Origin of the sequence: Psychrobacillus soli, assembly GCF_006861775.1 — a bacterium.
Classification (GTDB): Bacteria; Bacillota; Bacilli; order Bacillales_A; family Planococcaceae; genus Psychrobacillus; species Psychrobacillus soli.
Window position 1 is genome coordinate 1 of the sequence record NZ_VDGG01000024.1, and the last position, 25,205, is coordinate 25,205.

Below are 25,205 nucleotides of genomic sequence, written 5' to 3' on the forward strand. Positions count from 1 at the left end.
GCTAGTGAAAGCAACCAATTCTTAAAATAACAAGTTTACTTGGAGTGAGACGACGATGAATACGAGGTCTCATACCAATAAATAGTTGTATGAAACGAACTTTATCCTAAGTAAATGCTCTACTTATTTGGAGAAAGCATTTTCTAATTAGCTTTAGTAAATATTGCGTAGGGAATCTGATCAATTTAAAGCTCTGATAACAGTAGACGCAAAATTAGCAAGCAATTCCCATGGATTTTCGCTGCTGGGAGGCGACTCCAGTGGAGGACAACAGGATGTTGGTCACGAAGGCGTTGCCACACGATGTGGCGTTTTTAGCCTTTGTTCCTCTGTGTGAGCAAAATGAGACTTCTCAGGCGGACGCGCGCAGGCGCGGCGGGGATGGCTCATCGCTCACCCGGCGGAAAGCGTTCGACTGCAGCGGAAATCCCAGCGGACACTCATTTTCAACGCACTACCACGTAGTATCCCTATTTTGTGAAATATCTCTTTTATGGATAGTTTTTTTATTGTAAAAAATATTCATTGGGAAGGTAAAGTAATAGTTCAAATGGTATAATCATTTGGAATGCTTTTTGAAGGGGAAATTAAATGAATAAAACACTCAAATTTTGGATACTCACACTGATCACTTTTACAATGATAGCCATTTTAAGTAGTTCCCTTTTTTCTAGTTATCTTGTAACGAAAAAAAGTCTAATCGAAAAATCATTAGAGCAAAACGAAATGTATGCGTTAAAATTAGCGAAAATGTCCGAAGAAGTTTTTAAAGCAATGGAAGCCAACCTAGAAGCAAGAAAACCAGATGTAATTGATCATATTGAAAATCCAGAGGAACTAACTAAAATATTGGACCAGTTATTAATTAGTGGGAAAAATTTCAATTCACTTTCAGTTATTGGAAGTGATAGCATTGCTATAGCTACCTCACCAAACATAGGAATTACAGGTAATAAAATCGAATCTGAAGGAGTAGAAGAAGCACTTCGTAAAAAAGAAAGCATTATTACGAAGCCGTATAAAGCGGTAACAGGCAGGCTTTTAATACTAGTATCCACGCCATTATTTGATGATTCGAATACATATCTTGGTATGTTAAATGGTACGATTTATTTACAAGAAGATAATTTCATTCAAAATATTTTAGCGGAGCATTTTAGTGAAGATGGTTCCTATGTTTTTGTAGTGGATGAACTAGGCACATTAATCTATCATCCAGACAAAATGAGAATAGGAGAAAATGTGAGTGAAAATAGGGTAATTCAAAGTTTATTGAATAGAAAAAGTGGAGCTCAAGAATTATATAATACACAAGGTACACATTTATTGGCAGGATATTCATATATTCCTGAAAGTAAGTGGGGCGTTGTTTCACAAACCCCTTATGAAAGTGGTCTACAACCACTAAGTGGGATCATGACTAAAATGTTTTTTTACACGTTGCCATTTGTTATTCTATTTTTCGTGTTAGCTTATTTATTATCGGAAAAGCTTGCTTCCCCATTGAAAAATTTGGCGATTTCAACGATGAATTCTAATTTAGGAGACGTATCTGTACAAAATTTAAAAGTTTCTACATGGTATTTTGAAGCAAAGCAACTGACAGAAACAATTGAGAATTATCGAAAACTGCAAGAAGAAGTGGTTGCCAATTTTAAGGATTTGTCGTTAACAGATCCACTTACTCGATTGAAAAATAGAAGATATTCAGAGTTGTTTTTTGCTGATTTATTGGAACAAAAGAATTCTTTTTCTATCATTAGCATTGACATTGACCATTTTAAAAAAGTGAATGATGAATTTGGACATCAAATAGGCGATGAGACATTACAATTTTTAGCGAGTAAAATGATGTCAAGTGTTTCGGAAAAGGATGTTTGTGTCCGACTTGGAGGAGAAGAGTTTGTTATCATACTACCAAATTCCTCTTTGGATGAGGCGTATATTCAAGCAGAAAAGTTAAGAAAGGAAATAGAAAACAGCATCCTTTCGATGAATAGAAAAATAACGATTTCTGCCGGTGTTGGGGAGTATAAAGTGAATAAAGAAAATGTGATTGAACTTTTGCATCGAGTCGATGAGGCTTTGTATGTAGCCAAATCAGAAGGAAGAAATAAAACAGTTATTTCTCCTTAAAAAAAGAAGTTTTTCTCGCTAGTTGCGGAAAAACTTCTTTTTTACTTATTTTTTTTCATCAAATACAAAATACCTTCTACGATCAATCCAATGACTAAACCGAATGAAGTAAAGATGAATAGTGATAGAATTCCGACAAGATCACCAAATTCTTCTGTTCCAACAAGAAATGAACGAAATAATTCGATGAATCCAATGGCAAGACCTATCGCAAATATGTAAAACCCTTTATGTAATTTATACATTAACAAGGCACCAGCTATTACGCCGACAGCAACCGAAAATGCAGCAAATGCGACGAAGTTCATAATGACTAAATCTTGACCAAGAACATATTTTACACCTAAAATAAGTAAAAACATAGATAACACGATCATAATACCAACAATTCTATTATTATTTTTCAGCAAGAGGGTTCCCTTCTTTCTCTTACCTAATCATACTGGAAATCTTTTATTTTTCCAACTACTGAATAATTCTATGAAAGGAATGATATATATGGCAGAACATTATTTTCATTTAAAAGCAAATTGGCCTGGAAACCGAAACGATATAGGAGAAATTCAGGCGGAACATTTACATACAAAAGTGTCGATACCGATAGAAATGGACGGACCGGGAGTTGGGACAAACCCAGACGAAATGCTACTAGGAGCAGCTGCGACTTGTTATATTATTACACTTGCAGCGATGCTTGAAAGGAGTAAAATCGCGAAAATTTCTCTCGACATGGAGTCAACTGCAGTAGTCGATGTGACGAACGGCGTGTTTACATATAAAAAGATTATTCATCGTCCAGTAATTGTTATTGAAAATGAAAACGATCGGGCAATGACTCTGAAATTAGCTAAAAAAGCCGAAACGTCCTGTATGATTAGCCGTGCAATACAAGGAAACGTAGAATTACAACTAGAGCCAACTATTTCAGTAAGTTTGGAACAATAGACGCAAAAAGCGACCGTTTTAATAGAATGGTCACTACTTCCGATGAATTACCAACTTTGCATACGAAAAAGGACTATGACCGTCTTGGTTTTAGTCCTTTTTTGTGTAATTTTCCTTGGAGATGTGTTTTAGTTGGAATTTTGAAAGGCTTAGTTGGAATTTTGGTGCATTTAGTTGGAAAAAATTCGAGTTTAGTTGGAAAAGGAGATTTTTCCTACAAAAAAGCGATCAATTTTCATTGAATGATCGCTATTTCTAATGAACAAAGTCTATTCTGTTGTTTTCACTGTTTCAAAAAGTGATCTCTTCTAGTTGAACGCTATGATTTTCACTGTTGACGGCAGCTACAGCGGTCACCTGTTGATACATTAGCCCTTTGTGTTTTATTCTTAAATAACATAAACAAAAACACAGATGAAATGACTAATCGTTCCTAATAAAATGAATATATGAAAAATCTCATGGAACCCTAACTTTTTAATAAAAGGTATATTTGGTTTCACACCGTAAATAACTCCACCAATGGTATAAAAAATTCCCCCTAATAGTAGAAAAAAGAGCCCTTGTGTCCCAAGCACTCCTGCAAGCGGAGAAGCCAAAAAGACGATAATCCATCCCATTCCAATATATAAAACAGTAGAAATCCATCTTGGACAATTAAACCAAATCATCTTAAACAATATCCCGCTAATTGCCAAAAGCGAGATAATGCTAAACAGCATATAACCAGTTGTGCCTTTTAATGCGATTAAACAAAATGGGGCATATGTACCTGCTATTAATAAATAGATCATCGAATGATCCAATCGTCTTAATACATGAATCACATGATCTTTTGCGATAACCATATGATAGGTTGCTGACGAGGTGTACAGTAAAATCATACTCAAACCAAATAGCACGAGCGCAGTAATCGTTAAACCTGATACATCTAATGAGATGCCTTTCGTAATCATTGCGATTAAAGCGAAAATACCAAGAATAGCGCCAAAAAGATGTGATAATGCATTAAATGGTTCTCTCATAAACTTTTCCAATGAAATACCTCCATAACATCATGTAGTTTAGATAACTACTTAATATAATATACTCATTACAATAGATAGTCAATGTTTACTGAAAACTCTTTTTAGGATACGATAAGAACAAGCTAGTAACGGAGGAATTTACATGAATAAATCAAAAGAACTTATTAATAAACTTGGACTGGATGCCACGATTCATGCTGAAGAGATACCCGATATCGATTTATATATGGATCAAGTAATTCAATTATTTGATTCGAAATTTGGTCCAACCCTTCGAAATACGGATGAAAAAGTATTAACAAAAACAATGATCAATAACTATGCCAAAGGAAAATTATTCATCCCAATCAAAAACAAAAAATATTCCAAGCAACATATAATGTTAATAAACTTAATCTATCAATTAAAGGGAGCTCTTTCCATTAATGATATTAAGACGACGATGGATCCAATCAACGAAAAAATAGACAATGAGGATTTTAATTTAGAAGATTTTTATACACACTCGGTTGCATTACAACAAGCGAATGCGAAAAGTTTTTTTACTGAAATGCAAGCACATGAACAAGAAATTGCCGAAATGGAGATGGAGGATGATTTGAAGCATTTATTATTAATAACGTCACTTGCCAATATGAGCAATGCCTATCGCAAGGCAGCAGAACTACTAGTGGATGAATTAATCTCAAATAAAAAGGAGCCTAAAAAATGAAGGTACTCTGGACAGACGGAACTATTTTTACAATGAATGCAGAAGGAGAAAAAGTAGAGGCTGTATTAGTAGAAAACGGAAAGGTTATACAAACTGGAACGAAAGAGCAATTAAGTCTTTTAGCAGATCAAATTCAATCCTTACAAGGTGCCGTCATGTATCCGGGTTTTGTAGATAGTCATATCCACTTAATTGGCCATGGAGAAAAATTAAGTTATTTAGATTTGTCTTCTTTTACTTCCATTCAAACACTCGTGACGGAAGTAGCCAAACGGGTGAAAGAAGGGGAATGGTATGTTGCGGAAGGTTGGAATGATAATATATTAGTAGAAAATAGACCGATTACATGTAAAGATTTGGGTGGATTAAAAGAAACTCCAATCGTCCTAAAGCGAATTTGTAGACATGTGCTTGTAGCAAATACAAAAGCAATGGAATTAGCAGGAATCACCAATGACACGCCAAATCCGGTAGGTGGTATTATCGGAAAAGATGAGGATGGCAATTTAAACGGACTATTTTATGATGAAGCACAGCAATTAATCACGTCCCATATTCAAGCTGTTACAACAGAATATTTACAAAAGGTCATTCAGGCGAGTGTCGCCGATTTGCAAGCAAAAGGACTAACGGGCGTGCATACAGAGGATATGGCCTATTATGGTCCATACAATACACCGCTAGAAGCGTATCGCCGTACAATAGGAAGGAGTTTTCGAGTCCATTTACTTCGTAATCACGAAGTATTTGAGCAAATGCAAGGGGAAGAACCTGCCGACTTTATCGAATTTGGGGCGATGAAAATATTTATCGATGGTTCACTTGGGGGACATACAGCTTTATTGGCAGAAGATTATTCAGATTCTCCTGGAAATAAAGGAGTTGCCGTTCACGATAGGGAAAAATTAGAGAATCTCATCAAGCTAGCAAGAAAATATAACGAAAATATTGCTGTACACGTCATAGGAGATAAAGCGGTAGAAATCATTTTAAATTTAATCGAAAAATATCCTGCCCCGATTGGTAAAAAAGACAGGCTTATTCATGTCAATGTGCTTACGAAAGAGTTAATAGACAGAATGGCCAAATTACCAGTAGTCTTAGATATTCAACCGATGTTCGTTCCTTCTGATTTTCCTTGGGTAATAGATCGTTTAGGAAAAGAACGTTTAACATGGGCATATGCTTGGAAAACGCTACTAGATAAAGGGTTTGATTGCTCAGGTGGCTCTGATTCACCAATTGAACTTGCAGATCCATTACTAGGGATGGATGCAGCGGCAAATAATAAATACTTGCCTAAGCAGGAACTAACTACGTTTGAAGCAATCTCGTTATTTACAACTGGAAGTGCTAAGGCAATTGGAAAAGAACATATTCGTGGCAAAATAATGAGTGGTTTCGATGCTGATTTTACGATTGTCGACCAAATGTTAACAAAAGAGTCGTTTACTACCTCTAAAGTAATACAAACAGTTGTGAATGGGGAAATTGTATTTAGTAAATAAAAATGAAACTTTTTGTTACTTTCTGTCGTAAATAAGTAAAAGTAGAGAGGAGTTTGATTTTTCATGGAAAATAGAGGATTAAAAGTTCTGCTTCATGCGAGTACTTGGTTTGCACCATTTTTAGTTCCTTTCATTTTATATTTGGTTGTAGATAATGACGAGATTAAAAAACTCTCCATACAAGCTGTGCTATTTCAACTAGTGATGTCGGTATTAATAACTATCTCTATATTTTTAATTATTTTATTAATAGGTATCCCGATGCTCATTATTTTTGGTATAATGACATTTGTTGTTCCAATAATCGGAATAATTAAAGCGATTAATGGAGATGAGTTTAACTATCCCATCGTTGGGTCATGGTTTAAATAAGTCTCTTAATATAAAAGGGGAATTCGTATGACTACTAGAATTGGTATAGATGCAGGTGGAACGTTAACGAAAATTGCTTATTGGGATGAAACAAAAGAAATTTCGTTTCAAAGTTTCCTTTCATCCGATTTTAAAGCTGTAAAGGATTGGCTTGATACAAACCACTCGTTAGCCTCTATCTGCCTCACTGGTGGTCGAGCGGAACAATTAAAGAAATATCTTTCTTCGGAAAATGAAATCCCTTACATCGTGGAGTTTGATGCGACGATGAACGGAGTCATGTACCAACTAAAAGAAGAAGTCATTTCCAGTGATTCAGCAATTATTGCCAACATCGGTACTGGAACGTCTATACATATAATGAATGGGGATACACATAGTCGCATAGGAGGAACTGGCGTTGGTGGAGGAACACTTGTCGGTTTAGGAGCCGCTTTAACAGGTATTTATGACTACCAAGATATAATCGAGCTATCGAAAGAAGGAAATCGAACTTCTATCGATATATTAGTGAGTGACATCTATCAACACAATAAACTACCTATTAAAGGTTCATTAACGGCGAGTAATTTTGGCGGAGTTGCATTAAAATCAAATGAAGCTAGAAACAGTTCTGATCTGTTAGCTGGAGTACAAGGAATTATTGGAGAAGTAGTTGCTACGCTATGCATTCAAGCAGCGGATGCGCACCACGTAGAAGATATTATTTATATTGGTTCCACCCTAGAAGAAAATGAATTACTACAAGCAATTATTGAATCTTATACGATTTTAAAACAGAAAAAACCAATCTTTTTAGACAAACATGGATACAGTGGAGCGATTGGTGCATTGTTAGAAAATAAATAAAAAGAATCGTGTATATCTGTTGCGTTATTGGAGAGCCCGTGTTATATTTAAAGAGGATTATTTTTGTTCGGTTAGTTAGTAGGTGGCAACACTTTTACTTAACAGTGTTGAGCAAGGATAGTAACAAAATGTGTGCGTCAAATTGCACACGAGGAGGAAACACACATGGAACAAGGTAAAGTAAAATGGTTTAACTCAGAAAAAGGATTCGGATTCATCGAGCGCGAAGGCGGAGACGACGTATTCGTACACTTCTCAGCTATCCAAAGCGAAGGTTTCAAATCTCTTGACGAAGGTCAAGAAGTAACTTTTGAAATCGAGCAAGGCCAACGTGGTCTTCAAGCTACTAACGTAGTTAAAGCTTAATTTTAAACCTAAACTTTAACAGGCTCTCTTAGGGGAGTCTGTTTTTTTGTGTTATGATAAAAACTATACAATTTTAGTTTTAGGAGCAGAAGAAATGAAAAAGTGGAAAAAAGAAATTAACATAAACGTTCCTATTGAATTTGCTTGGCCCTATTTTTATGGTGATACGGAAAAAAAGAAAAAGATCTTTCCAAAAGTAGTAGAAGAGGAATATGTGGAGCAAACGGAGCAAGTAGTTGGATCCATTATCCATCAGACGTATCAAATTGGTTCATTAACAGAACAATATGAAATAACGATAAAAAAATATGTAGACGAACAAAATTATAAAATGATTCAGGAGAGCTTTCTATTAAATGATCGCTTTCGGATGACAATTGACTACGAATTACAAATGGAAGATAGTGCCGCAACTAAGTTCATCTACACATCGATTAATAAGCCTAAAAACCCGCTCTTTAGTATCTTTCAATTGTTTGGAAATGACGATGTAGTAATGAAGTTTATGAATCGCACAAAAGAGACGATGGAAGCTGCATACAAAACAACTGCCAATTAACTTTTAGGCAGTTGTTTTAATACGGCTTCTCTAGCGAGCGCATGCGCTGCTTTGTTTTGATCATCGGGAATCCATTTCATGAAAAACAAATCAAATGTATCGCTAATTGCTAAAATGTTTTCTAATATAGCTGCAAATTCAGCGTTTTTCGCATATCGCTTCTCAACAGCAGCAAGCACGATTTGAGAATCTGTTCGTACAGACACGATAGCTGGAGACAATTTTTGTGCTTCTTCTAATCCTCTCAAGAGGGCGATAAATTCTGTCGTATGATTCGAGTAATGGCCAATGAACTCGCTAAACCTCAAATGATGACCTTCACCTTTAATGAATACGCCTATTCCACTTGGCCCTGGATTTCCAGTCGTCGAGCCATCAATATAAACTTCTAACATGTCAATCCCCTTTTATTAAATGAATTAATTGTCTGTTTTAGTTTGAACGATTTATAGCATACTTGCAATCAAAAGAAACATAATAGTACAATTATGCAATAGTGAGGAGTGTAAATGAATGAAAAACACACAAATTATAAATGAAATCGATCATATACTTCAAACGTATTGTGATGGGTGTTTTGTCCGAACCCAACTTAGAAAAGAAAAGGGGAAGGCGACAGCACACCATTTTTGCATTCGTGGCTGCACGGTTGGAGAAGAGATAAAGCGAAAAGGGGAGAAACTTCGATAAAAAAAACCTACGACCATTTGTCGCAGGAAGAATCGTTTCTAACTATTTTTAATAACGTTTGCAGCTTGAGGTCCACGGTTTCCTTCAACAATTTCGAACATAACATCTTGTCCTTCTTCCAGTGCTCGAAATCCATCTCCTTGAATACCTGTAAAATGGACAAATACATCTTCTCCATCATTATACTCGATAAATCCATAGCCTTTTTCATTATTAAACCATTTTACTTTCCCCTGTTGCATAAACGTTCCTCCCTCAGTCCATTAAAAATTCTGATAATGGATAATTATACTATACATTAAATGACATCTACGGTCAATAATATGTCGAATTTCAACTTGACTCAGCAAAAGTACTTCTCTTTTAAAAGTGAAGGGATGAACGGCAGAATTCATTTGAAACAAAAGAGAGTTCAACCCCTCTGCTCCTGCGCAAAGCTCGTTGCATCTATGCGACAACTTCTAACTAACATGCATCACGCAGGCCAAAGCATAATCGATTTGTTTTATCCCATTGATCCAACGTATAATAAAAGAAAAAAGGTTGGGATACATATGAAAGTTAACGTAGAAACGCTATCCGATTTAAGTATAGCCAAAAATGCCAAAATGCAACCGATTCGGAAAATTTCGGATGAATTGGGAATTCCAGAAGACGCTGTAGAGCAATATGGTCACTACAAAGCTAAAATTGATCCAACGAAGATAGCAGTTAAAACAAATTTAGGTAAAGTTGTACTCGTAACAGCAATTAGCCCGACAGCAGCCGGAGAAGGTAAATCAACGGTGACCGTTGGATTAGCAGATGCGATGAAAAAAATTGGACAATCTGTTGTAGTAGCGCTCCGTGAACCATCATTAGGTCCGGTAATGGGTGTAAAAGGCGGTGCAACTGGCGGTGGCTTTGCACAAGTTTTACCAATGGAAGAAATAAATCTTCACTTCAATGGCGATTTACACGCGATTACAACAGCGAATAACGCTTTAGCTGCAATAATAGACAATCATATTCATCAAGGAAATGAATTGCAAATAGACCCTAGAAGAATTATTTGGAAGCGCGTTCTTGATATGAATGATCGTGCACTACGCCATATTACGATCGGTCTTGGAGGTCCCACGCAAGGAATTCCGCGTGAAGACGGGTTTGATATTACCGTAGCCTCTGAAATCATGGCCATTCTTTGTTTAGCAAAGGATTTATCGGATTTAAAAGAAAGGCTAGCGCAAATCGTCATCGGTTATACATATGCAAAAGAACCTGTAACTGTGCGTGCTTTAGGAGTAGAAGGTGCACTTACTTTATTATTAAAAGAAGCACTCAAACCAAACTTAGTGCAAACGATAGAAGGGACACCTGCTCTCATACATGGAGGACCATTTGCAAATATAGCGCATGGATGTAACTCCATAATTGCGACGAAAACGGCGATGAACTTAGCGGATGTTGTTGTGACAGAAGCAGGATTTGGTGCCGATCTAGGTGCGGAAAAGTTTATGCATATTAAATCGCGTCAAGGAGATTTATCACCTGACGCAGTCGTTATTGTTGCGACGATTCGAGCACTTAAAATGCAAGGTGGAAAACAAAAAGACTTGTTAAAGGAAGAAGATGTAACCGCACTACTCAAAGGAACGAACAATCTAGAAAAGCATATTGATACGATTCGAGCATTTGGTATTGAGCCGGTTGTCGCGTTGAATAAATTCTTCACGGATACAACAGCGGAACTAAACGCATTACTATCATGGTGTGAAGAGAGAAGTATAGCTATTGCTTTAACCGAAGTATGGGAAAAAGGGGGAGCAGGTGGTGTGGAGCTGGCAAAATTAGTGTTGAACGAACTAGAGAAGCCATCTAACTTTGCCCCTTTATACAGTGTTTCGGATACGATTGAACAGAAAGTTCGAACGATTGTCCAGCAAGTGTATGGTGGAAAAGATGTTGTATTTACAGATGCTGCTAAAAAACAAATCGATCAAATAACGGCATATGGTTGGGATGCTCTTCCGATTTGTATGGCGAAAACACAATATTCTTTATCCGATCAACCCAAATTATTAGGAAGACCAACTGACTTTACCATTACCGTTCGCGAAGTAATTCCGAAACTAGGTGCAGGGTTTTTAGTATGTTTAACCGGAGATATTATGACCATGCCAGGACTACCTAAAAAACCAGCTGCATTAAATATGGACGTTTCTGAAGATGGAAGTGCTATTGGATTATTTTAACTACATTCAGTACTTTTTTTGGACGATGAATGAAGAGAAGTGGAAAATTTATTTGATTAAACTAGAAAGACTGCTCAAATAGCGGTCTTTTTTGGTTTTATTCGCTATAATGGAGAAGGTAGAACATATAAGGGGTAAAAATGATGAATCCAATACAGCAATGTGAACTATTAGTGAAAGATGTATATAAGCATTTTGATGCCAGTCATGACTTCCAACATATCGAAAGAGTACGCAAAAATGCGTTCGAAATAGCTACTTCTGAACCTACAGCGGACTTAGAGCTTATCGAGTTAGCAGTACTTTTACATGACGTCAGCGATCCAAAATACGCTACTGGTGAAGAAAAGCAGGAAGAAGATAGAATCCTCCGCCTTATTGGCTTGTCTGATGAAAAGGTGGATCTACTAAAAACGCTTATTAAATCCATCTCTTTTAACGGAGGAAATGAACTCCTAGCCGAAACAATTGAAGCTCAAATCGTTCGGGATGCAGACCGATTAGATGCAATAGGAGCAGTAGGAATTGCTCGTACATTTGCTTATGGTGGAGCAAAAGGTAGAAAATTATACGATGCAGATGAAACGCCAAGAGACAATATGTCCGTGGAAGAATATCGCACCAAAGAAACAGCATCCGTTACGCATTTTTACGAAAAGTTATTAAAACTGACAGACGGAATGCTAACGAAAAAAGGAAAAGAACTTGCAAAAGAAAGACACGCGTTTATGGAATTATTTTTGCAAAACTTGAGAACGGAAACAGGGGAACATATATGAGCCATTTAATCATTTCAAACTTAACAAAAACAGTCGGAGAGAAAACACTGTTTGAAAATATAGCATTTACGATTAACGATCAAAATAGAGCAGGATTAATAGGGATTAACGGGACTGGTAAATCCACTTTTCTATCGATCATTGCGGGACAGCTAGAGGCAGATTCCATTGATCGTGATCACCCAAACAAATACCGAGTTGCTTATTTAGAGCAACAACCAGTATTTGATAAAGATGAAACAGTTTTGCAAACAGTATTTAGTGGAGATTCTCCTATTTTAAAAATCAACCGAGAATATGAAGAAGCACTACTAGCTTTGATGGAAGATTCAAGCTCAACGGAACGTCAAAATAAATTAATGGATTTGCAACAAAAAATGGATGATTTGCAAGCATGGGATGTCAATGCACTTGCAAAAACGGCATTAACGAAACTTGGAATAACGCAATACGAAGATTCTATTCTTCATCTATCTGGTGGCCAACAAAAAAGAGTGGCACTTGCAAAAGTATTAATTGAACCAGCAGATCTACTTCTTCTAGATGAGCCTACAAACCATTTAGACAAAGAATCAACGGATTGGTTACAAGATATGCTTCAACGAGTGGAAGGCTCTATTATCTTTGTCACACATGATCGCTATTTTTTAGATGCTGTTGCAACACATATATATGAACTTGCCGATAAAACACTTTACACGCATACAGGGAATTATGCAGATTATTTAGAGTCAAAAGCACTACGAGAAGAAATGAATGTCGCATCTCAACAAAAGCTCCAAAACTTATACCGCAATGAATTAAAATGGATTCGAAGAGGAGCAAAAGCAAGATCGACTAAACAAAAAGCAAGAAAAGATCGATTTGAAGAAATTGATTCAAAAATTGATCGTAATAATTCTAATCAAAATCTAGATTTAGAAATAGCGACAACTAGACTTGGTAAACAAGTATTAGAAGGTGTAAACATTTCCAAAAAATTTGACTCAAAGAAAATTGTAGAAGACTTTTCGTTTTTACTACAAGCCGGAGATCGTATTGGAATTATTGGACCGAATGGGGTAGGGAAAAGTACTTTACTTAAAATGCTAGCGAGAGAAATTCCGATGGATTCTGGAGAAATAATTGTAGGTTCAACCGTTAAATTGATGCACTTTTCTCAGCAGTTACCGAAGTTGGACGAACAGACAAGAATGATAGAATATGTACGAGAATCTTCGAATTTAATCGAGACCGGCTCTGGTGAAAAATTTTCAGCAGCGCAAATGCTAGAACGATTTTTGTTTCCTTTAAATACACACGGTACACAGATTGGAAAGCTTTCTGGTGGAGAGAAAAAACGATTAGTCTTACTAAAAATGTTAATGGAACAACCGAATGTTCTATTTATGGATGAACCTACGAATGACTTAGACATTCAAACTTTGTCTGTTTTAGAAGACTTTATGGAATCGTTCCCAGGTGTTATTGTGACGATTTCCCATGATCGGTTTTTCTTGGATCGCATAGCGAAAAAGCTATGGATTTTAAATGGAGATGGCTCTGTCAAGGAGTGGTTAGGAGTATATTCCGATTACTTAGACGTAAAAAAAGAAGCCCCAATCGAAACTGTGGTAGAAGAAGTGAAAGTAATAGAAGAGCCTCCTGTTAAAGTGACGAAAGAGAAAAAGAAAATGTCCTACAAAGAACAACGAGAATGGGAAACAATCGGTAAAGAAATTGAAAAAACGGAGCAGTTAATTGCAGAATTAGAAGAAAAGATGTTAACTACTGGATCCGATTTTACCCTGCTACAGGAACTAACAGACAAGTTAGAACAAGCAAACAGCACATATGAACAACTAATTGAAAGATGGTCTTATTTAGAAGAAATCGCTTCTTCTTAATCTAATTTACTGGAGGTATGCGCAATGAAAATAGTTACAATTGAACCAACACCAAGTCCAAATACGATGAAAGTAGTCATCGATCAGGAGCTACCATTCGGAAAGAGTTATAATTATAAAAAAGACAATATTCAAGGTGCACCAAAAGAAATACAAGATCTATTTACAATAGAAGGTGTAAGAGGGGTCTATCATGTAGCTGACTTTTTAGCAGTGGAGCGTATTTCTAAATTTAGCTGGGAATCTATTTTAGCTTCTGTGGAAAATGTATTTGGAGCAGACAATGAAGAAAACGCGAGCGAAAAGCCTTTAGACCATTACGGCGAAGTATACGTACACGTACAACAATACAAAGGGATCCCACTTCAAGTAAAAGTATTTGATAGTGAATCAGAGTCACGTTACGGCTTATCCGATCGTTTTACAAAAGCGCTAGATGAAGCGATGGCGGGCGATAAAGAGAACTATATTATGCTGCGGAAATGGGTAGATTATGGTGTTCGCTACGGCGATCAAAAAGAAATTGGAGAACAATTAGTAAAAGAATTAGAAGCAACTTTCCCAGAAAGTAAACTGCAACAACTAATCGAAGAAAAAGATACTAACGAAGAAGAAAAAGCAGCAGTTCGTGTTCCTTTCACTTTAGAGCAGTTTGAAGTAAGTGAATGGGAAGAAAGATTCCAACTGCTAAATAATTTGATCAATCCTGAACTAGCGGACTTGCCGATTTTGGCAAAAGCAGTAGAGGACGAACAAGTATCCATTCGTCGACTAGCGACTGTATATCTTGGATTAATAGAAGATGAAGCAGTTATTCCTTATCTAGAAATAGCATTAAAGGATAAGAGTGGTGCAGTACGTAGAACAGCAGGAGACGCAATGAGTGATTTAGGTTTTGAACAATTCGCAGATGCGATGAAAGTTGCCCTCTCTGATAAAAACAAACTCGTTCGCTGGAGAGCAGCTATGTACTTCTATGAAGTAGGCGATATGGATGCACTTCCAGCATTAAAAGAAGCAATGGAAGATAAAGAGTATGAAGTAAAGCTACAAATTCGTATGGCGATTGCACGAATTGAAGATGGGGAAGAAGCAAAAGGATCCGTTTGGAAGCAAATGAGTGAAGCGAGAAAATAATAGAACCAACTACATCTATTATTAATGTTAGTACATGTATTTCCAATCATGGTTAATATGGGTTCTATATGCAATAATTAAGCATAGAACTTTCGAAAATATATGGTACTCTATTGTTGTAAGGAAAACAGGCTTGGTAACCTGTTAGAAGATCTCCCTTCGAATTTCTTACACTATCGCTTAATTATAAAAGCCTCACGTTGAAGAGTGAGGCTTTTTTTGTATGCTCAGATAATATGCATTACATCTTCTTTTCAAGAAAATAATCTAGAATGAATTGTTGGAAATTTACCGCAGCTGGTGATAGATAACGATTTTCCACCCTAGCTATACCGATTATACGTTCACATGTCCTATCTTCCATGCGCAATTTAGCAATTTTGTTCGGATTAATTTCTTCCCCATCAGGTAATATCGAAAAACCAAGCCCTGCTGATACAAACCCAGCGACTGTAGCAACTTCATCACCCTCAAAAGCAATATTTGGCAACAAGTTTGATTCAGAAAATATACTATCCGTAGTTTTTCGTAGAGCATATCCTTTTTTCATCGAAATAAAAGACTCCTGCCCTATTTCAGTTAACGAAATGCTTTGCCGATGTGCGAGCGGGTGATTAATCGGAACAATTACAAATAACTCATCTCGCCATAATTCTGTCCAGATAATTGGTTTTTCATAGGCAATAGATGCGACTAAGCAAAGATCCAACTCGCCCGATTTTAGCTCTTGTAATAGCGTATGTGTATGGTTTTGTTTAAATTGGAATGTAATATGTGGATATTGATCATGAAAAGCACGAATAATATTTGGTACGGTACTTATACCTAACGTATGTAAAAAGCCAAGTGATATTTCTCCATGTTCTGGGGCGATTAACTGCTGAATATCATTTAACCCATCATTCATTTCGTTCATAATCCGGTTAACTCTCTCTAAAAACATCATCCCATACCGATTTAGAATGATGGAGCGACCTTGACGATCAAAAAGTGGAACGCCAATTTCTTCTTCTAAACTTGCGATGGACCTGCTTAATGCAGGTTGGGATATAGATAATAGTTCAGCAGCACGGGTCATATGTTGAACCTTTGCGAGTGTTTGAAAATATTCTAATCGTTGCCATTCCATAAACATATCATCCTTTTTAATTGATACCTTTTATGCATCTTTATGATAGGAATAATAAATTATACTTTATGGATTGTCAATGATAGGATAAGTATTAATAAGCTATCAAACTAAAGGGGATATTAAAATGAAACTAGTCGCACCTAAATCTTTTACATTCAAAGGGGGAAATCGAGCTGTACTTTTACTTCACGGATTTACAGGAAGTACGAAAGATGTAAAACGATTAGGAGAATATTTGCAAAAAAGAGGATTCACTTGTCATGCACCAATGTACCGCGGGCATGGTGGGACGCCGGAAGAATTATTACAAACAACGCCAACACAGTGGTGGGAAGATGTTGTAGAAGGTTACAACTTTTTGAGAAACCAAGGGTATGAAGAAATTGCTGTAGCAGGTATTTCTTTAGGAGGCGTTTTTTCTCTGAAAGTAGCGGAAGAATTCCCGGTCAAAGCGATCGTATCTATGTGTGCACCGATTAAACGAAGTAATACAGATGGTTTGTTTGATCGTTTATATAATTATGCAAAAGTATATAAATCATTTGAAGGTAAATCGAGAGAAGTCATTATTCAAGAACTAGAAGCATTAAAAAATAGTCCTTTGGATTCTTTGAGTGATGTCCAATCATTCATTGAAGACGCTTGTGTGGATCTACCAACGATTTCTTCACCGACACTTGTTTTACAAGGCGCATTAGATGGAGACATTTATAAAGAAAGTGCATCATTTATATTGGAGCAAGTCGAAACCGATACAAAAGAAATCATTTGGTATGAAGAATCTGGACATATTATTACTACTGGAAAAGAAAAAGATAAAGTATGCGAAGACGTGTACGCATTTCTAAACCAATTAGACTGGACAGAATCTGTACGCGCTGTTGTATAAAATAATGCAGCCTATTAACCATTATGGCTACTTATCATATATTAAAAACATCATTCATTTTATTTGAATGGTGTTTTTTGGCTTTCTTTATGTATTTATTTTCCAACTATTATGACATGTAAAAGTGTTTAAATAATGCGTAATAAGTAAATAATAAGAAAGATAAATGATGCTATGATGAACGGGGGAGTAATATGCGCGAAGAAATAATTGAAAAAGAAGCAACTCTAAAAGATGAAGTACATATCACGTATTATTTTTCAATTTTGTTCACCATATTAGGAACACTCTCCATTCTTTTATTGTTGTTTTATAAAATGGACAGTCTCAGTTTGTTTACTGTACTACTTTCTATCTCTGCAGGTGGATTACCCTTCGGAGTTATCGGAGCGTTTATTGATTATAAAATATCTGAATTCAAAGTAAAGAGCAGTAAAATTATATAGAGGTTGGTTGCTGCAATTAGGCAGTGAATAATATGAAAATGACTATAAAGCATCTTGGAAGGTGCTTTTTCTATGTGTACAATTAGTATAGTCCATCCATTAACAAATACAGTAGAAGGAGGAATTGAGTTGAAGTTTTTGAAAATACTTTTTAGTTTCGTTGTCATCATCGGAATTATCGGCTTTGCCGTATACTATTTTGCTCCAAAAATAATTGCGGATCAAGTAATGGAAAAAGTAACAGTTGAACTAGAAGATAGTGGCCAATTGGAAAATATTAAACAAGAAATAAAGAAAGACCCGCAGTTACAGGCGTATATAGAAGAAGGTAAAAATGTAGATAGTAGTCAACTACCATTCCAAACAAAAGAAGAAGCAACAAGAGTATTGCTTAAAAAGTTTAATATAAGCGAATTGCAAGAGATACAAACAAAAGCTAAAAATGGAATGACGGAAGAAGAAAAGCAAGCCCTTTTTAATCAGATCGAAAGTAAATTAACAGAAGAAGAAATGCTAGCGTTAAAGGCTTTAGCCTATAAGGAATTGTCCAAGTAATGGTTTTGAACTATCTCCACTCCTCCTCAGTTGGAATCTTGATCGAGCTACGAGATGGCTTAAGAAATATTTATTTAGCTGTTCATAAATATTTTTCAAGAAACAGGACAACATGAATAAGAAGAGATACGGAGTGGAGGGATTAATAGGATGAAGCATAAAAGACATATTTTTGCGCTAATGACTGGTATTTTATCAGTAAGTTTGTTGTTCGGTTGTGGTGTCGATGAAGATGAGCCAGACCCAAGTGAAGAACCTTCAGAACAGCAAGAAGATAATAGTCAATAAAACAGGATACATGCGTATACGAACATCGTTCAAAAAAGAACGGTGTTTTTATTTGATTTTTAAAAGTGCCCTTTTTTTTGCCCGTTCGTGGCTGTTTTTCAGTTCATCCCGAGTATAGGCGGTATTCATAACGTATTTCATGTATATCAAAAATTAACTTAATTCATTCCAAGTGAATTGGCTGTTGCCACATATGATTCATTTTCATCTACATAGTGCTGAACAGCAACTGTTTTTTTGATTTAGAGAATTTTCTCATATAAAAAAGCACCTCTAATTATTAGATTGTATCTAATAATTGGGGTGCAGTTCAATGTTATCGGTGTTGCTTTTTCTTATAGTGGGGGATAGCTAGTTTTGAAATAGACTATGTGATTCTATTTTCCAAGTTTATTGGAGGCGCGTAATGACAAGGTGTGCTGAAACAGGTGTTGTACCGTCTGGTGCTCCAGCGAAAGGGGTAATGGTTAGTGCCGTAGGATTGGCAGCAGGATTTCGTACAGTGAGTGTTGAATTCATGATTGTCGTTGTTACAAGAGCCATTCCTACTATCTGAGCAGTACCGGTTGCCCGTCCGACCACCGTATAGGGTAGCTCAGCGTTATTGAGAGTTAAAACCAGTTGGCCCGCTTCGGTAACACTCACCTGAAACAATACCTGATAGGTGCCAATTGCTGCCAAGGTAAATGAATCGGCGGAAGCTCGGACAATATCCATCCCACTAGTAGGTCCATCTTGCGGGAAATCCACATCACCACCAACAGCAACAGTTGCTTCATTATCAGGAGGCATCAACGCAAAAAAATCTGCAAATGAGGATACTCCTCCTGGTGGCCCTGGAGGTCCTGGTGGTCCTTCAGGACAGATGCATCCTTTCAATTTAACTTTTGGAAGCGAACGATTTCCACAACCACATTTTTTACAATTTGACAAATTAATCACCTCCTCCACTACTATCTCTATAATATGTGAGTAATAGCATATCTGTTTGGGAAAAAAAGAGTGAAGGTCTCTGAATGGAGAGTAAAGGCAATTGGTTTTACAGATGATAAATTCAAAGTTTATTTTTTTCGCGAAATTTAGAATAGATAATGTATTTGCATTTACAAACTGCCAAAGTAAAGGTGCAGATGGAATATTACACAAATGGAAAAAGGATCCTGTCAATAACCTAGAACAACTAAATGTAAAATGCATGAGGGAGGATTAGTGTCTAGAATATAGAGATACAGAAGTTGTTTTTAGTCATACAGAAAAAGTCGGTTTTGCCTTCTTCGACATCTATAAGGATTGTGTATGTCGTGAACGCAGTACGGGGGATGACACTTTAAAAATGCGCTAATTCCAGAAAAATTCGTCCACGCGAATCTAGATAGCTATCAGCCAAATACAAATATTCAACGATCAATGTGCAAGCTGGTGAACAAATTCATGAACAATTTTCCAAGTGATTATGGCGAGCCACGAACTGTAGGGCAAAGAATTTCGGTTTTAACGCAACTATGGGAGAGCAATGAATCAGAGCTTGAAACCTGAGGATCATTCTGAAATTAGACATAAACACAATAATTTTGGGATTAGCGACATATAAAAGCATCCTCATCTACAGGTGGGCAATGAAAATACCATAGTTGTTTGTGAAAAAGAACAATGTGAAAAAACTATAAACAAAGGCGACCAAGATCTTCTTCATGTGGATTTACGTTAGAGCATTAGATCCAATCAAATCATGAGACTGTAAACATTTTATAAAATGACTGCAGCAGAACATGCACTAGCTATTAATTGAAACTGAATTAATTTTTTATGTATATATTTTTAGATCGATACCTAAATCTTCTAATAAATTGAAACTTGCTGTAGCAATAGAAGGACAGATAAGGCCTACTAAGAAACCCGATCTTGATAAACTAGTGCAGGGTATAAAGGACGGCATGAGTAAAGTTGTAAGGCATGACAATGCACAGACTTTAATATGGAAGTTCGCAAGTTCTATTCAGACAATCCAAGTACTGGGGTGAAAGTAAAATAATCACTGACGGACTAGGCTGACTGATAAAAAGCTAAAGACAGGTCAAAAACCTGTCTTAGATTGTAGTGTGAATTTAGGTTCTAAGCTCTTTGCATCAGCAGTAACCGCCACCTAAGAAACTTGCGCCAATAATAATCAAAAGAATAAACAGAACAACAATCAAAGCGAATCCTGAACCGTTTCCGTATCCGCCAACCGCTTCTCCCATACTATACACCTCCTATATTTGGGATAGTACATGTAAAACCACTGGAGGCACAGCAAGGCTGTTATGACGTGCTCTTCAGTTATAAAGTAGCTTATTCATAATGTGAAAAAGCACCGGGGCAAATGTCATAGGGAGATTAATTCAACGAGAAAGCGTTGCTTTAAGACCAATAAATATGCACAAAAAAAGACCCTTTTCAAGGTCTAATACGTTTTATTTCACTACTCACATGTTCTCGAACGATTAGTAATTCAATAACATCTTGAGCAGAATATGAATAAGAAGCATGCTCAGGAACAAGTTCATTGAATTGTTTTACTAGCTGGTTAAGGGTTTCAACATAAAAATCGTTGATGGTTAACTCTAATTTTATCATATTTTTCTCCTTCTTTTTCATAAGCATTAACCAAATTACATTTATTTATTCAATTAACAATATGACATTTCGATTGAGATATATTCCAACTTTCTACCGCAAAAGCACCTATATATCCTTAAAAGAGTATCTTAATGTAGAAAACACTTTGAGAAATCGGAGGGGATAGCATGGGATACTTTGTGGAAGTAGAACAAGGAGTAAAAATATATGTAGAGGATATCAACCCAGCGGGAAAGAAAACAATACTGTTTATCCATGGTTGGCCATTAAGTCATAAGCAGTTTGAATACCAATTTAATGTTCTTCCAGCAATGGGATATAGATGTATAGGCATTGACTGGAGGGGTTTCGGTAATTCAGACAAACCAATCAGTGGCTACAATTTCGACAGATTGGCAGATGATGTTTATGCAGTAGTAAGAGCCTTACAGTTAAACGATTTCACACTCGCCGGACACTCCACTGGAGGGGCGATCTCGATTCGTTATATGGCTCGATATCAAGGTTATGGAGTATCAAAACTTGTCTTAATAGACGCCGCTTCTCCGTCTAGTGTTGAGGAAGGAGTAGCTAATATGTTCATTGCTGAAACACTTAATGATCGCCCTAAAATGCTGCGAGGAGTAACGGATATTTTTTTCTTCCAGTATATTTCTGTCCCACTAGCTGACTGGTTTTTTCAGATGGGATTAGAAGCTGCGGGTTGGTCGACTGCCGCCATTATGATGACATTAAGAGATGAGAATGTGTACAGTGATCTTGGAAAAATATTAGTTCCAACGCTAATTATTCATGGCATACATGACAAAGTTGTTCCGTTTAGTAAAGGACAAGAAACAAACAAGTTGATAAAAAATTCACAGCTTGTTCCATTTCAATACAGTGGTCATGCTCCTTTCTTGGAAGAACGAGACAAGTTTAATCAGCAATTAATACAATTTATTGGCTGATAGTTTCCTCATTTGAAGTATTGGTTTGCCTAATGGGGAATTACTATTCAATTTAACTGATGCAGAAGATTTTGGGGATATTGCTACTAAGGATAAAATTCAGGATTATCATGATAAAAAGCCCCAATTGTAATTCCAGTCCTTCGAAAGTAGCTGAACTTAAAGAGAAAATGAAAAAAAACTAAATGCGACCTTCTCTGAATTAAGTTGGTCGCATTCTTTGAATTATGATGTTTTAGCTACTTTTTTCTTTCTTGTAGCTGGTTTCTTTTTAGATGTCTTATCAAGTGAGGCTTGAAGTGCTGACATTAGGTCAGTTACATTATCAGGAAGGGGTTGTTTATCACTCACCGAAACTGTATTGTTACTTGCTTTTTTCTCCTCTATTAACTCCATCAACGCAGTGCGATATTCATCCGTATACTTTGCTGGATCAAAGGCAGTGGTTAATTGGTCAACAAGCATAAGAGCTGTATCCAATTCTTTTTGGACAACTGTCTCTTCACTTGGGATATTCGGGACATCTGCAGTACTTCGAACTTCATCTGGGAAATGGATTGTCTCCATTACTAACGTATCTTCATAAACTCGTACAACCGCTAATTGTTCTTTGGATCGTATTATTATTTTCGCGACACCTATTTTGCCTGATTCTTTTAATGTTTCCCTTAAAAGGGAATATGCCTTTCCGCCTGTTGTATCGGGTGACAAAAAATAAGAACGCTCAAAATAAATAGGGTCGATTTCTTCTAATTTCACAAAATCAATTATCTCTACGGCTTTATCTTCATTTTCCTTCTTCAGTCTTTCGAGTTCTTCTGCTTCTAACACTACAAACTTATTTTTGGCATATTCGTACGCTTTTACGATATCCTCTTCTTTAACTTCTTGTTCGCATCCTTCACACACTTTTTTATAACTAATAGGTGCATGACACTCTTTATGAAGCTGTCTTAATTTAATATCTTTATTTTCAGTTGCAGAATGCAATTTAATTGGAATATTAACTAATCCAAAGCTGATGCTGCCTTTCCAAACCGTATGCATATTTTCACCTTCAATTCATTTTCTTATTACTATGCAATCTTTTGTGCCCTTTTATGTATTAGAAAACAATATTTACGAATCCTATACAAAAAGGAAGTGGGCTGAAGATATTTGAAACCGATGCTTTTGACAGTAGCAGATGAAATTCCAAATGGGGATGAGTGGATTTATGAAACAAAATACGATGGTTTTAGATGCATGTTAGAGTGGGAGGAAAAGACACCCATTTTGAAAAGCAGAGGTGGAAAATCACTAAATCATATATTTCCTGAAGTTATTGAATATTGCCATGGAATATATGATAGGATTCGATCAATCTTACCGTTAAGACTTGATGGAGAAATTGTGTACTTAATAAACAATTTCAAAAGTGATTTTTCAGTAGTGCAATTAAGGAACAGAATGCAAAATCAAGATACTATTACAGCACATGTAAATAATTTTCCTTGTCATTATATAGTGTTCGATATCTTAGAATATAAAAGTGAAATACAAACTAACCGACATTTAAATACTCGCAAACAGTTATTAGAAAAATTATTTAAATCATTAAAAATACCTAGTCATGTTAACTACGAAAATTCTAACAGAATCCAAACTATAGATGTTTTTGAAAACAGCGAATTACTGTGGAATAAGGTTAAAGTATGTAATGGAGAAGGGATTATTGCCAAGAAAAAGACGAGTAAATGGGTAGGGGGTACACGTTCTCTTAGTTGGGTCAAAATAAAAAATTGGAGATACGTGGATGTCATCCTTACGAAATACGATAAAAACAATGGCTATTTTAATGGTACTATTTATCAAAATAATGTGCTTATAGAAATTGTTTCTGTTCGTCATGGTCTTACAGATGAGGAATCTAAGACGCTGAAAGCATTCTTTGAAGCTAATGGGACAAAGCAAAAAGGAGAGGTTTGGTCAATAGAGCCATCCATTTGTGTCAATATAGCTTGTATCGATTTTCAAGGGGACAAATTAAGAGAGCCACGATTTAATGGATTTAAATTTGGAACGACCCCAAGGGAGTGTAATTGGGAAAGCATGCGTCGGCAGCTGAACCCACTTCCTGAAAGAGTAGAAGTAACTCATCCAGAAAAGCCTATATGGCCAATCATCCACTATACAAAAGACGACTATCTTTATTATTTGCAAAAAATATCTACCTACATGCTTCCTTTTCTAAAAGACAGACTGCTAACAGTTATCCGTTACCCACACGGGATGACTGGAAACAATGACAGATTTTTTCAAAAACATGCACCCGATTATTCGCCGAACTTCATTAAGACTAAGCTTGTTGATGATATTAACTATATTTTGTGTAACGATATTGAATCTTTGCTCTGGTTAGGTAATCAACTTGCACTAGAGTTTCATATACCTTTCCAAACGATTCATACTAATAAACCAACTGAAATTGTATTTGACTTGGATCCGCCTTCTATTTATGAATTTCCCTTGGCTGTTGAAGCCGCATTACGAATGAAAGCTATATTTGACCAATTCGAGTTGACGTCCTATATAAAAACATCGGGCGGAAAAGGCATGCAAGTGTATTTACCAATACCTAGTGATACTTTTTCCTATGAAGATACTGGAATATTCACTAAATTTGTTTGCAATTTCTTAGTTGAACAGTATCCTAAATGGTTTACAATGGAGCGGCTTAAAAAGAATCGTGGAAATAAATTATATTTGGATTACGTGCAGCATAAAGAAGGAAAGACGATCATCGCCCCATATTCGCCAAGAGGTAGTGAGTTAGGACTTATAGCCACTCCTTTAAATTGGAATGAAGTTAATGATTCACTAAATCCTTCTTCGTTTAATATTCCTGCGATATTAGATCGGATTAAAGAACAATCAAATCCATTTCGAGATTTTCGACAGAATATTAACACAGAAATGTTTAAGGATGTACTTAACCAACTGAAATAACTCATAAATGTAGAAACTATCATTCACTATTTTATTAAAACGTTCCTATGTAATAGGATTTTCAAGATTTGTATAACATGTATTACAAAAATATTTTGGTTTTACATAAAAATCACAAAAATACTGAAAAGGCATGA

Annotated in this window: 29 protein-coding genes; 20 read left to right on the forward strand and 9 right to left on the reverse strand. The window is 36.1% G+C overall.

Features of this window, described 5'->3' with window-relative positions; translation table 11 throughout:
• The first annotated feature begins 591 nt into the window (after positions 1-591).
• Positions 592-2,136, forward strand: coding sequence for a sensor domain-containing diguanylate cyclase (locus FG383_RS12285; RefSeq protein ID WP_142607687.1), 1,545 nt, complete (start codon positions 592-594; stop codon positions 2,134-2,136).
• Positions 2,137-2,177: 41 nt separating this feature from the next.
• Here FG383_RS12285 and FG383_RS12290 read toward each other — a convergent pair whose 3' ends face one another.
• Positions 2,178-2,546, reverse strand: a complete 369-nt coding sequence (locus FG383_RS12290) for a hypothetical protein (RefSeq protein ID WP_142607688.1) — start codon at positions 2,544-2,546, stop codon at positions 2,178-2,180.
• Between the two features lie 88 nt (positions 2,547-2,634).
• On the opposite strand from FG383_RS12290, the gene FG383_RS12295 reads away from it, so the two are divergent.
• The gene (locus FG383_RS12295) at positions 2,635-3,081 is read left to right on the forward strand and encodes an OsmC family protein (RefSeq protein WP_142607689.1); all 447 of its coding nucleotides are present in this window, start codon (positions 2,635-2,637) and stop codon (positions 3,079-3,081) included.
• A 389-nt stretch (positions 3,082-3,470) separates the two neighbouring features.
• Here FG383_RS12295 and trhA read toward each other — a convergent pair whose 3' ends face one another.
• Positions 3,471-4,118, reverse strand: a complete 648-nt coding sequence (trhA, locus tag FG383_RS12300) for a PAQR family membrane homeostasis protein TrhA (protein ID WP_142607690.1) — start codon at positions 4,116-4,118, stop codon at positions 3,471-3,473.
• 133 nt (positions 4,119-4,251) lie between these two features.
• Between trhA and FG383_RS12305 the strand changes: the two genes are divergently transcribed.
• From FG383_RS12305 to FG383_RS12330, 6 genes are all read left to right on the forward strand, one after another.
• Positions 4,252-4,821 carry a DUF1836 domain-containing protein gene (locus tag FG383_RS12305; RefSeq protein WP_142607691.1) on the forward strand — a complete coding sequence of 190 codons (570 nt, stop codon included), beginning with the start codon at positions 4,252-4,254 and terminating at the stop codon, positions 4,819-4,821.
• Positions 4,818-6,329, forward strand: coding sequence for an amidohydrolase (locus FG383_RS12310; RefSeq protein WP_142607692.1), 1,512 nt, complete (start codon positions 4,818-4,820; stop codon positions 6,327-6,329). Before FG383_RS12305 ends, FG383_RS12310 begins: the two co-directional genes overlap by 4 nt.
• A 63-nt stretch (positions 6,330-6,392) precedes the next feature.
• Entirely contained in the window at positions 6,393-6,701 is a 309-nt protein-coding gene (locus tag FG383_RS12315) for a magnetosome magnetite crystal formation protein family (RefSeq protein ID WP_142607693.1), read from the forward strand.
• 27 nt (positions 6,702-6,728) lie between these two features.
• Complete coding sequence (coaW, locus tag FG383_RS12320) at positions 6,729-7,550, forward strand: type II pantothenate kinase (protein ID WP_142607694.1); 822 nt, start codon at positions 6,729-6,731, stop codon at positions 7,548-7,550.
• A 165-nt stretch (positions 7,551-7,715) separates the two neighbouring features.
• Positions 7,716-7,916 (forward strand): cold-shock protein, encoded by a 201-nt coding sequence (locus tag FG383_RS12325; protein WP_053589685.1) that lies wholly within the window; start codon positions 7,716-7,718, stop codon positions 7,914-7,916.
• A gap of 94 nt (positions 7,917-8,010) precedes the next feature.
• Positions 8,011-8,475 (forward strand): SRPBCC family protein, encoded by a 465-nt coding sequence (locus tag FG383_RS12330; protein WP_142607695.1) that lies wholly within the window; start codon positions 8,011-8,013, stop codon positions 8,473-8,475.
• On the opposite strand, the gene FG383_RS12335 is transcribed toward FG383_RS12330, so the two are convergent.
• Positions 8,472-8,870: a reverse transcriptase-like protein gene (locus FG383_RS12335; RefSeq protein WP_142607696.1), complete on the reverse strand. Its 399-nt coding sequence runs from the start codon at positions 8,868-8,870 to the stop codon at positions 8,472-8,474. The two genes, FG383_RS12330 and FG383_RS12335, sit on opposite strands and share 4 nt — an antisense overlap.
• Before the next feature lie 118 nt (positions 8,871-8,988).
• Here FG383_RS12335 and FG383_RS12340 point away from each other — a divergent pair, with 118 nt between their 5' ends.
• Complete coding sequence (locus FG383_RS12340) at positions 8,989-9,165, forward strand: zinc-finger domain-containing protein (RefSeq protein WP_142607697.1); 177 nt, start codon at positions 8,989-8,991, stop codon at positions 9,163-9,165.
• Between the two features lie 38 nt (positions 9,166-9,203).
• Here FG383_RS12340 and FG383_RS12345 read toward each other — a convergent pair whose 3' ends face one another.
• Complete coding sequence (locus tag FG383_RS12345; RefSeq protein ID WP_142607698.1) at positions 9,204-9,407, reverse strand: cold shock domain-containing protein; 204 nt, start codon at positions 9,405-9,407, stop codon at positions 9,204-9,206.
• 312 nt (positions 9,408-9,719) lie between these two features.
• Between FG383_RS12345 and FG383_RS12350 the strand changes: the two genes are divergently transcribed.
• The 4 genes from FG383_RS12350 (at position 9,720) to FG383_RS12365 (ending at position 15,201) form a co-directional block, all read left to right on the forward strand.
• Positions 9,720-11,399, forward strand: a complete 1,680-nt coding sequence (locus tag FG383_RS12350) for a formate--tetrahydrofolate ligase (RefSeq protein WP_142607699.1) — start codon at positions 9,720-9,722, stop codon at positions 11,397-11,399.
• Between the two features lie 143 nt (positions 11,400-11,542).
• Complete coding sequence (locus tag FG383_RS12355) at positions 11,543-12,178, forward strand: HD domain-containing protein (protein ID WP_185907929.1); 636 nt, start codon at positions 11,543-11,545, stop codon at positions 12,176-12,178.
• On the forward strand, positions 12,175-14,064 hold the full coding sequence (locus tag FG383_RS12360) for an ABC-F family ATP-binding cassette domain-containing protein (protein WP_142607701.1): 1,890 nt from the start codon (positions 12,175-12,177) through the stop codon (positions 14,062-14,064). The genes FG383_RS12355 and FG383_RS12360 overlap by 4 nt, the downstream gene beginning before the upstream one ends.
• Before the next feature lie 24 nt (positions 14,065-14,088).
• Positions 14,089-15,201 (forward strand): conserved virulence factor C family protein, encoded by a 1,113-nt coding sequence (locus tag FG383_RS12365; protein WP_142607702.1) that lies wholly within the window; start codon positions 14,089-14,091, stop codon positions 15,199-15,201.
• 241 nt (positions 15,202-15,442) lie between these two features.
• Here FG383_RS12365 and FG383_RS12370 read toward each other — a convergent pair whose 3' ends face one another.
• Entirely contained in the window at positions 15,443-16,330 is an 888-nt protein-coding gene (locus FG383_RS12370) for a LysR family transcriptional regulator (RefSeq protein ID WP_142607703.1), read from the reverse strand.
• Positions 16,331-16,457: 127 nt separating this feature from the next.
• On the opposite strand from FG383_RS12370, the gene FG383_RS12375 reads away from it, so the two are divergent.
• The 4 genes from FG383_RS12375 to FG383_RS20930 all read left to right on the forward strand — a co-directional run bounded on the left by FG383_RS12375 (position 16,458) and on the right by FG383_RS20930 (position 18,511).
• Positions 16,458-17,222, forward strand: coding sequence for an alpha/beta hydrolase (locus FG383_RS12375; protein WP_142607704.1), 765 nt, complete (start codon positions 16,458-16,460; stop codon positions 17,220-17,222).
• 194 nt (positions 17,223-17,416) lie between these two features.
• Positions 17,417-17,668 carry a hypothetical protein gene (locus FG383_RS12380; protein ID WP_142607705.1) on the forward strand — a complete coding sequence of 84 codons (252 nt, stop codon included), beginning with the start codon at positions 17,417-17,419 and terminating at the stop codon, positions 17,666-17,668.
• A gap of 129 nt (positions 17,669-17,797) precedes the next feature.
• Positions 17,798-18,223, forward strand: coding sequence for a hypothetical protein (locus FG383_RS12385; RefSeq protein WP_142607706.1), 426 nt, complete (start codon positions 17,798-17,800; stop codon positions 18,221-18,223).
• A 150-nt stretch (positions 18,224-18,373) separates the two neighbouring features.
• A complete protein-coding gene (locus tag FG383_RS20930) occupies positions 18,374-18,511 on the forward strand; it encodes a hypothetical protein (RefSeq protein WP_185907930.1) in 138 nt (45 codons plus the stop codon).
• 390 nt (positions 18,512-18,901) lie between these two features.
• Here the strand turns inward: FG383_RS20930 and FG383_RS12390 are convergent, their stop codons facing one another.
• The gene (locus FG383_RS12390; protein WP_425467647.1) at positions 18,902-19,453 is read right to left on the reverse strand and encodes a BclA C-terminal domain-containing protein; all 552 of its coding nucleotides are present in this window, start codon (positions 19,451-19,453) and stop codon (positions 18,902-18,904) included.
• Positions 19,454-20,295: 842 nt separating this feature from the next.
• Here FG383_RS12390 and FG383_RS21655 point away from each other — a divergent pair.
• The gene (locus tag FG383_RS21655; protein WP_142607745.1) at positions 20,296-20,532 is read left to right on the forward strand and encodes a RusA family crossover junction endodeoxyribonuclease; all 237 of its coding nucleotides are present in this window, start codon (positions 20,296-20,298) and stop codon (positions 20,530-20,532) included.
• 105 nt (positions 20,533-20,637) lie between these two features.
• Here the strand turns inward: FG383_RS21655 and FG383_RS12400 are convergent, their stop codons facing one another.
• Both FG383_RS12400 and FG383_RS12405 read right to left on the reverse strand, forming a co-directional pair.
• Positions 20,638-20,751: a YjcZ family sporulation protein gene (locus tag FG383_RS12400; protein ID WP_142607707.1), complete on the reverse strand. Its 114-nt coding sequence runs from the start codon at positions 20,749-20,751 to the stop codon at positions 20,638-20,640.
• Positions 20,752-20,947: 196 nt separating this feature from the next.
• Positions 20,948-21,127 (reverse strand): hypothetical protein, encoded by a 180-nt coding sequence (locus FG383_RS12405; RefSeq protein ID WP_142607708.1) that lies wholly within the window; start codon positions 21,125-21,127, stop codon positions 20,948-20,950.
• 170 nt (positions 21,128-21,297) lie between these two features.
• Here FG383_RS12405 and FG383_RS12410 point away from each other — a divergent pair, with 170 nt between their 5' ends.
• Positions 21,298-22,080 carry an alpha/beta fold hydrolase gene (locus FG383_RS12410; protein WP_142607709.1) on the forward strand — a complete coding sequence of 261 codons (783 nt, stop codon included), beginning with the start codon at positions 21,298-21,300 and terminating at the stop codon, positions 22,078-22,080.
• A 225-nt stretch (positions 22,081-22,305) separates the two neighbouring features.
• Here FG383_RS12410 and ku read toward each other — a convergent pair whose 3' ends face one another.
• Positions 22,306-23,127 carry a non-homologous end joining protein Ku gene (gene ku / locus FG383_RS12415; protein WP_142607710.1) on the reverse strand — a complete coding sequence of 274 codons (822 nt, stop codon included), beginning with the start codon at positions 23,125-23,127 and terminating at the stop codon, positions 22,306-22,308.
• A 111-nt stretch (positions 23,128-23,238) separates the two neighbouring features.
• Between ku and FG383_RS12420 the strand changes: the two genes are divergently transcribed.
• Positions 23,239-25,068: a DNA ligase D gene (locus tag FG383_RS12420; RefSeq protein ID WP_142607711.1), complete on the forward strand. Its 1,830-nt coding sequence runs from the start codon at positions 23,239-23,241 to the stop codon at positions 25,066-25,068.
• Positions 25,069-25,205: the final 137 nt, after the last annotated feature.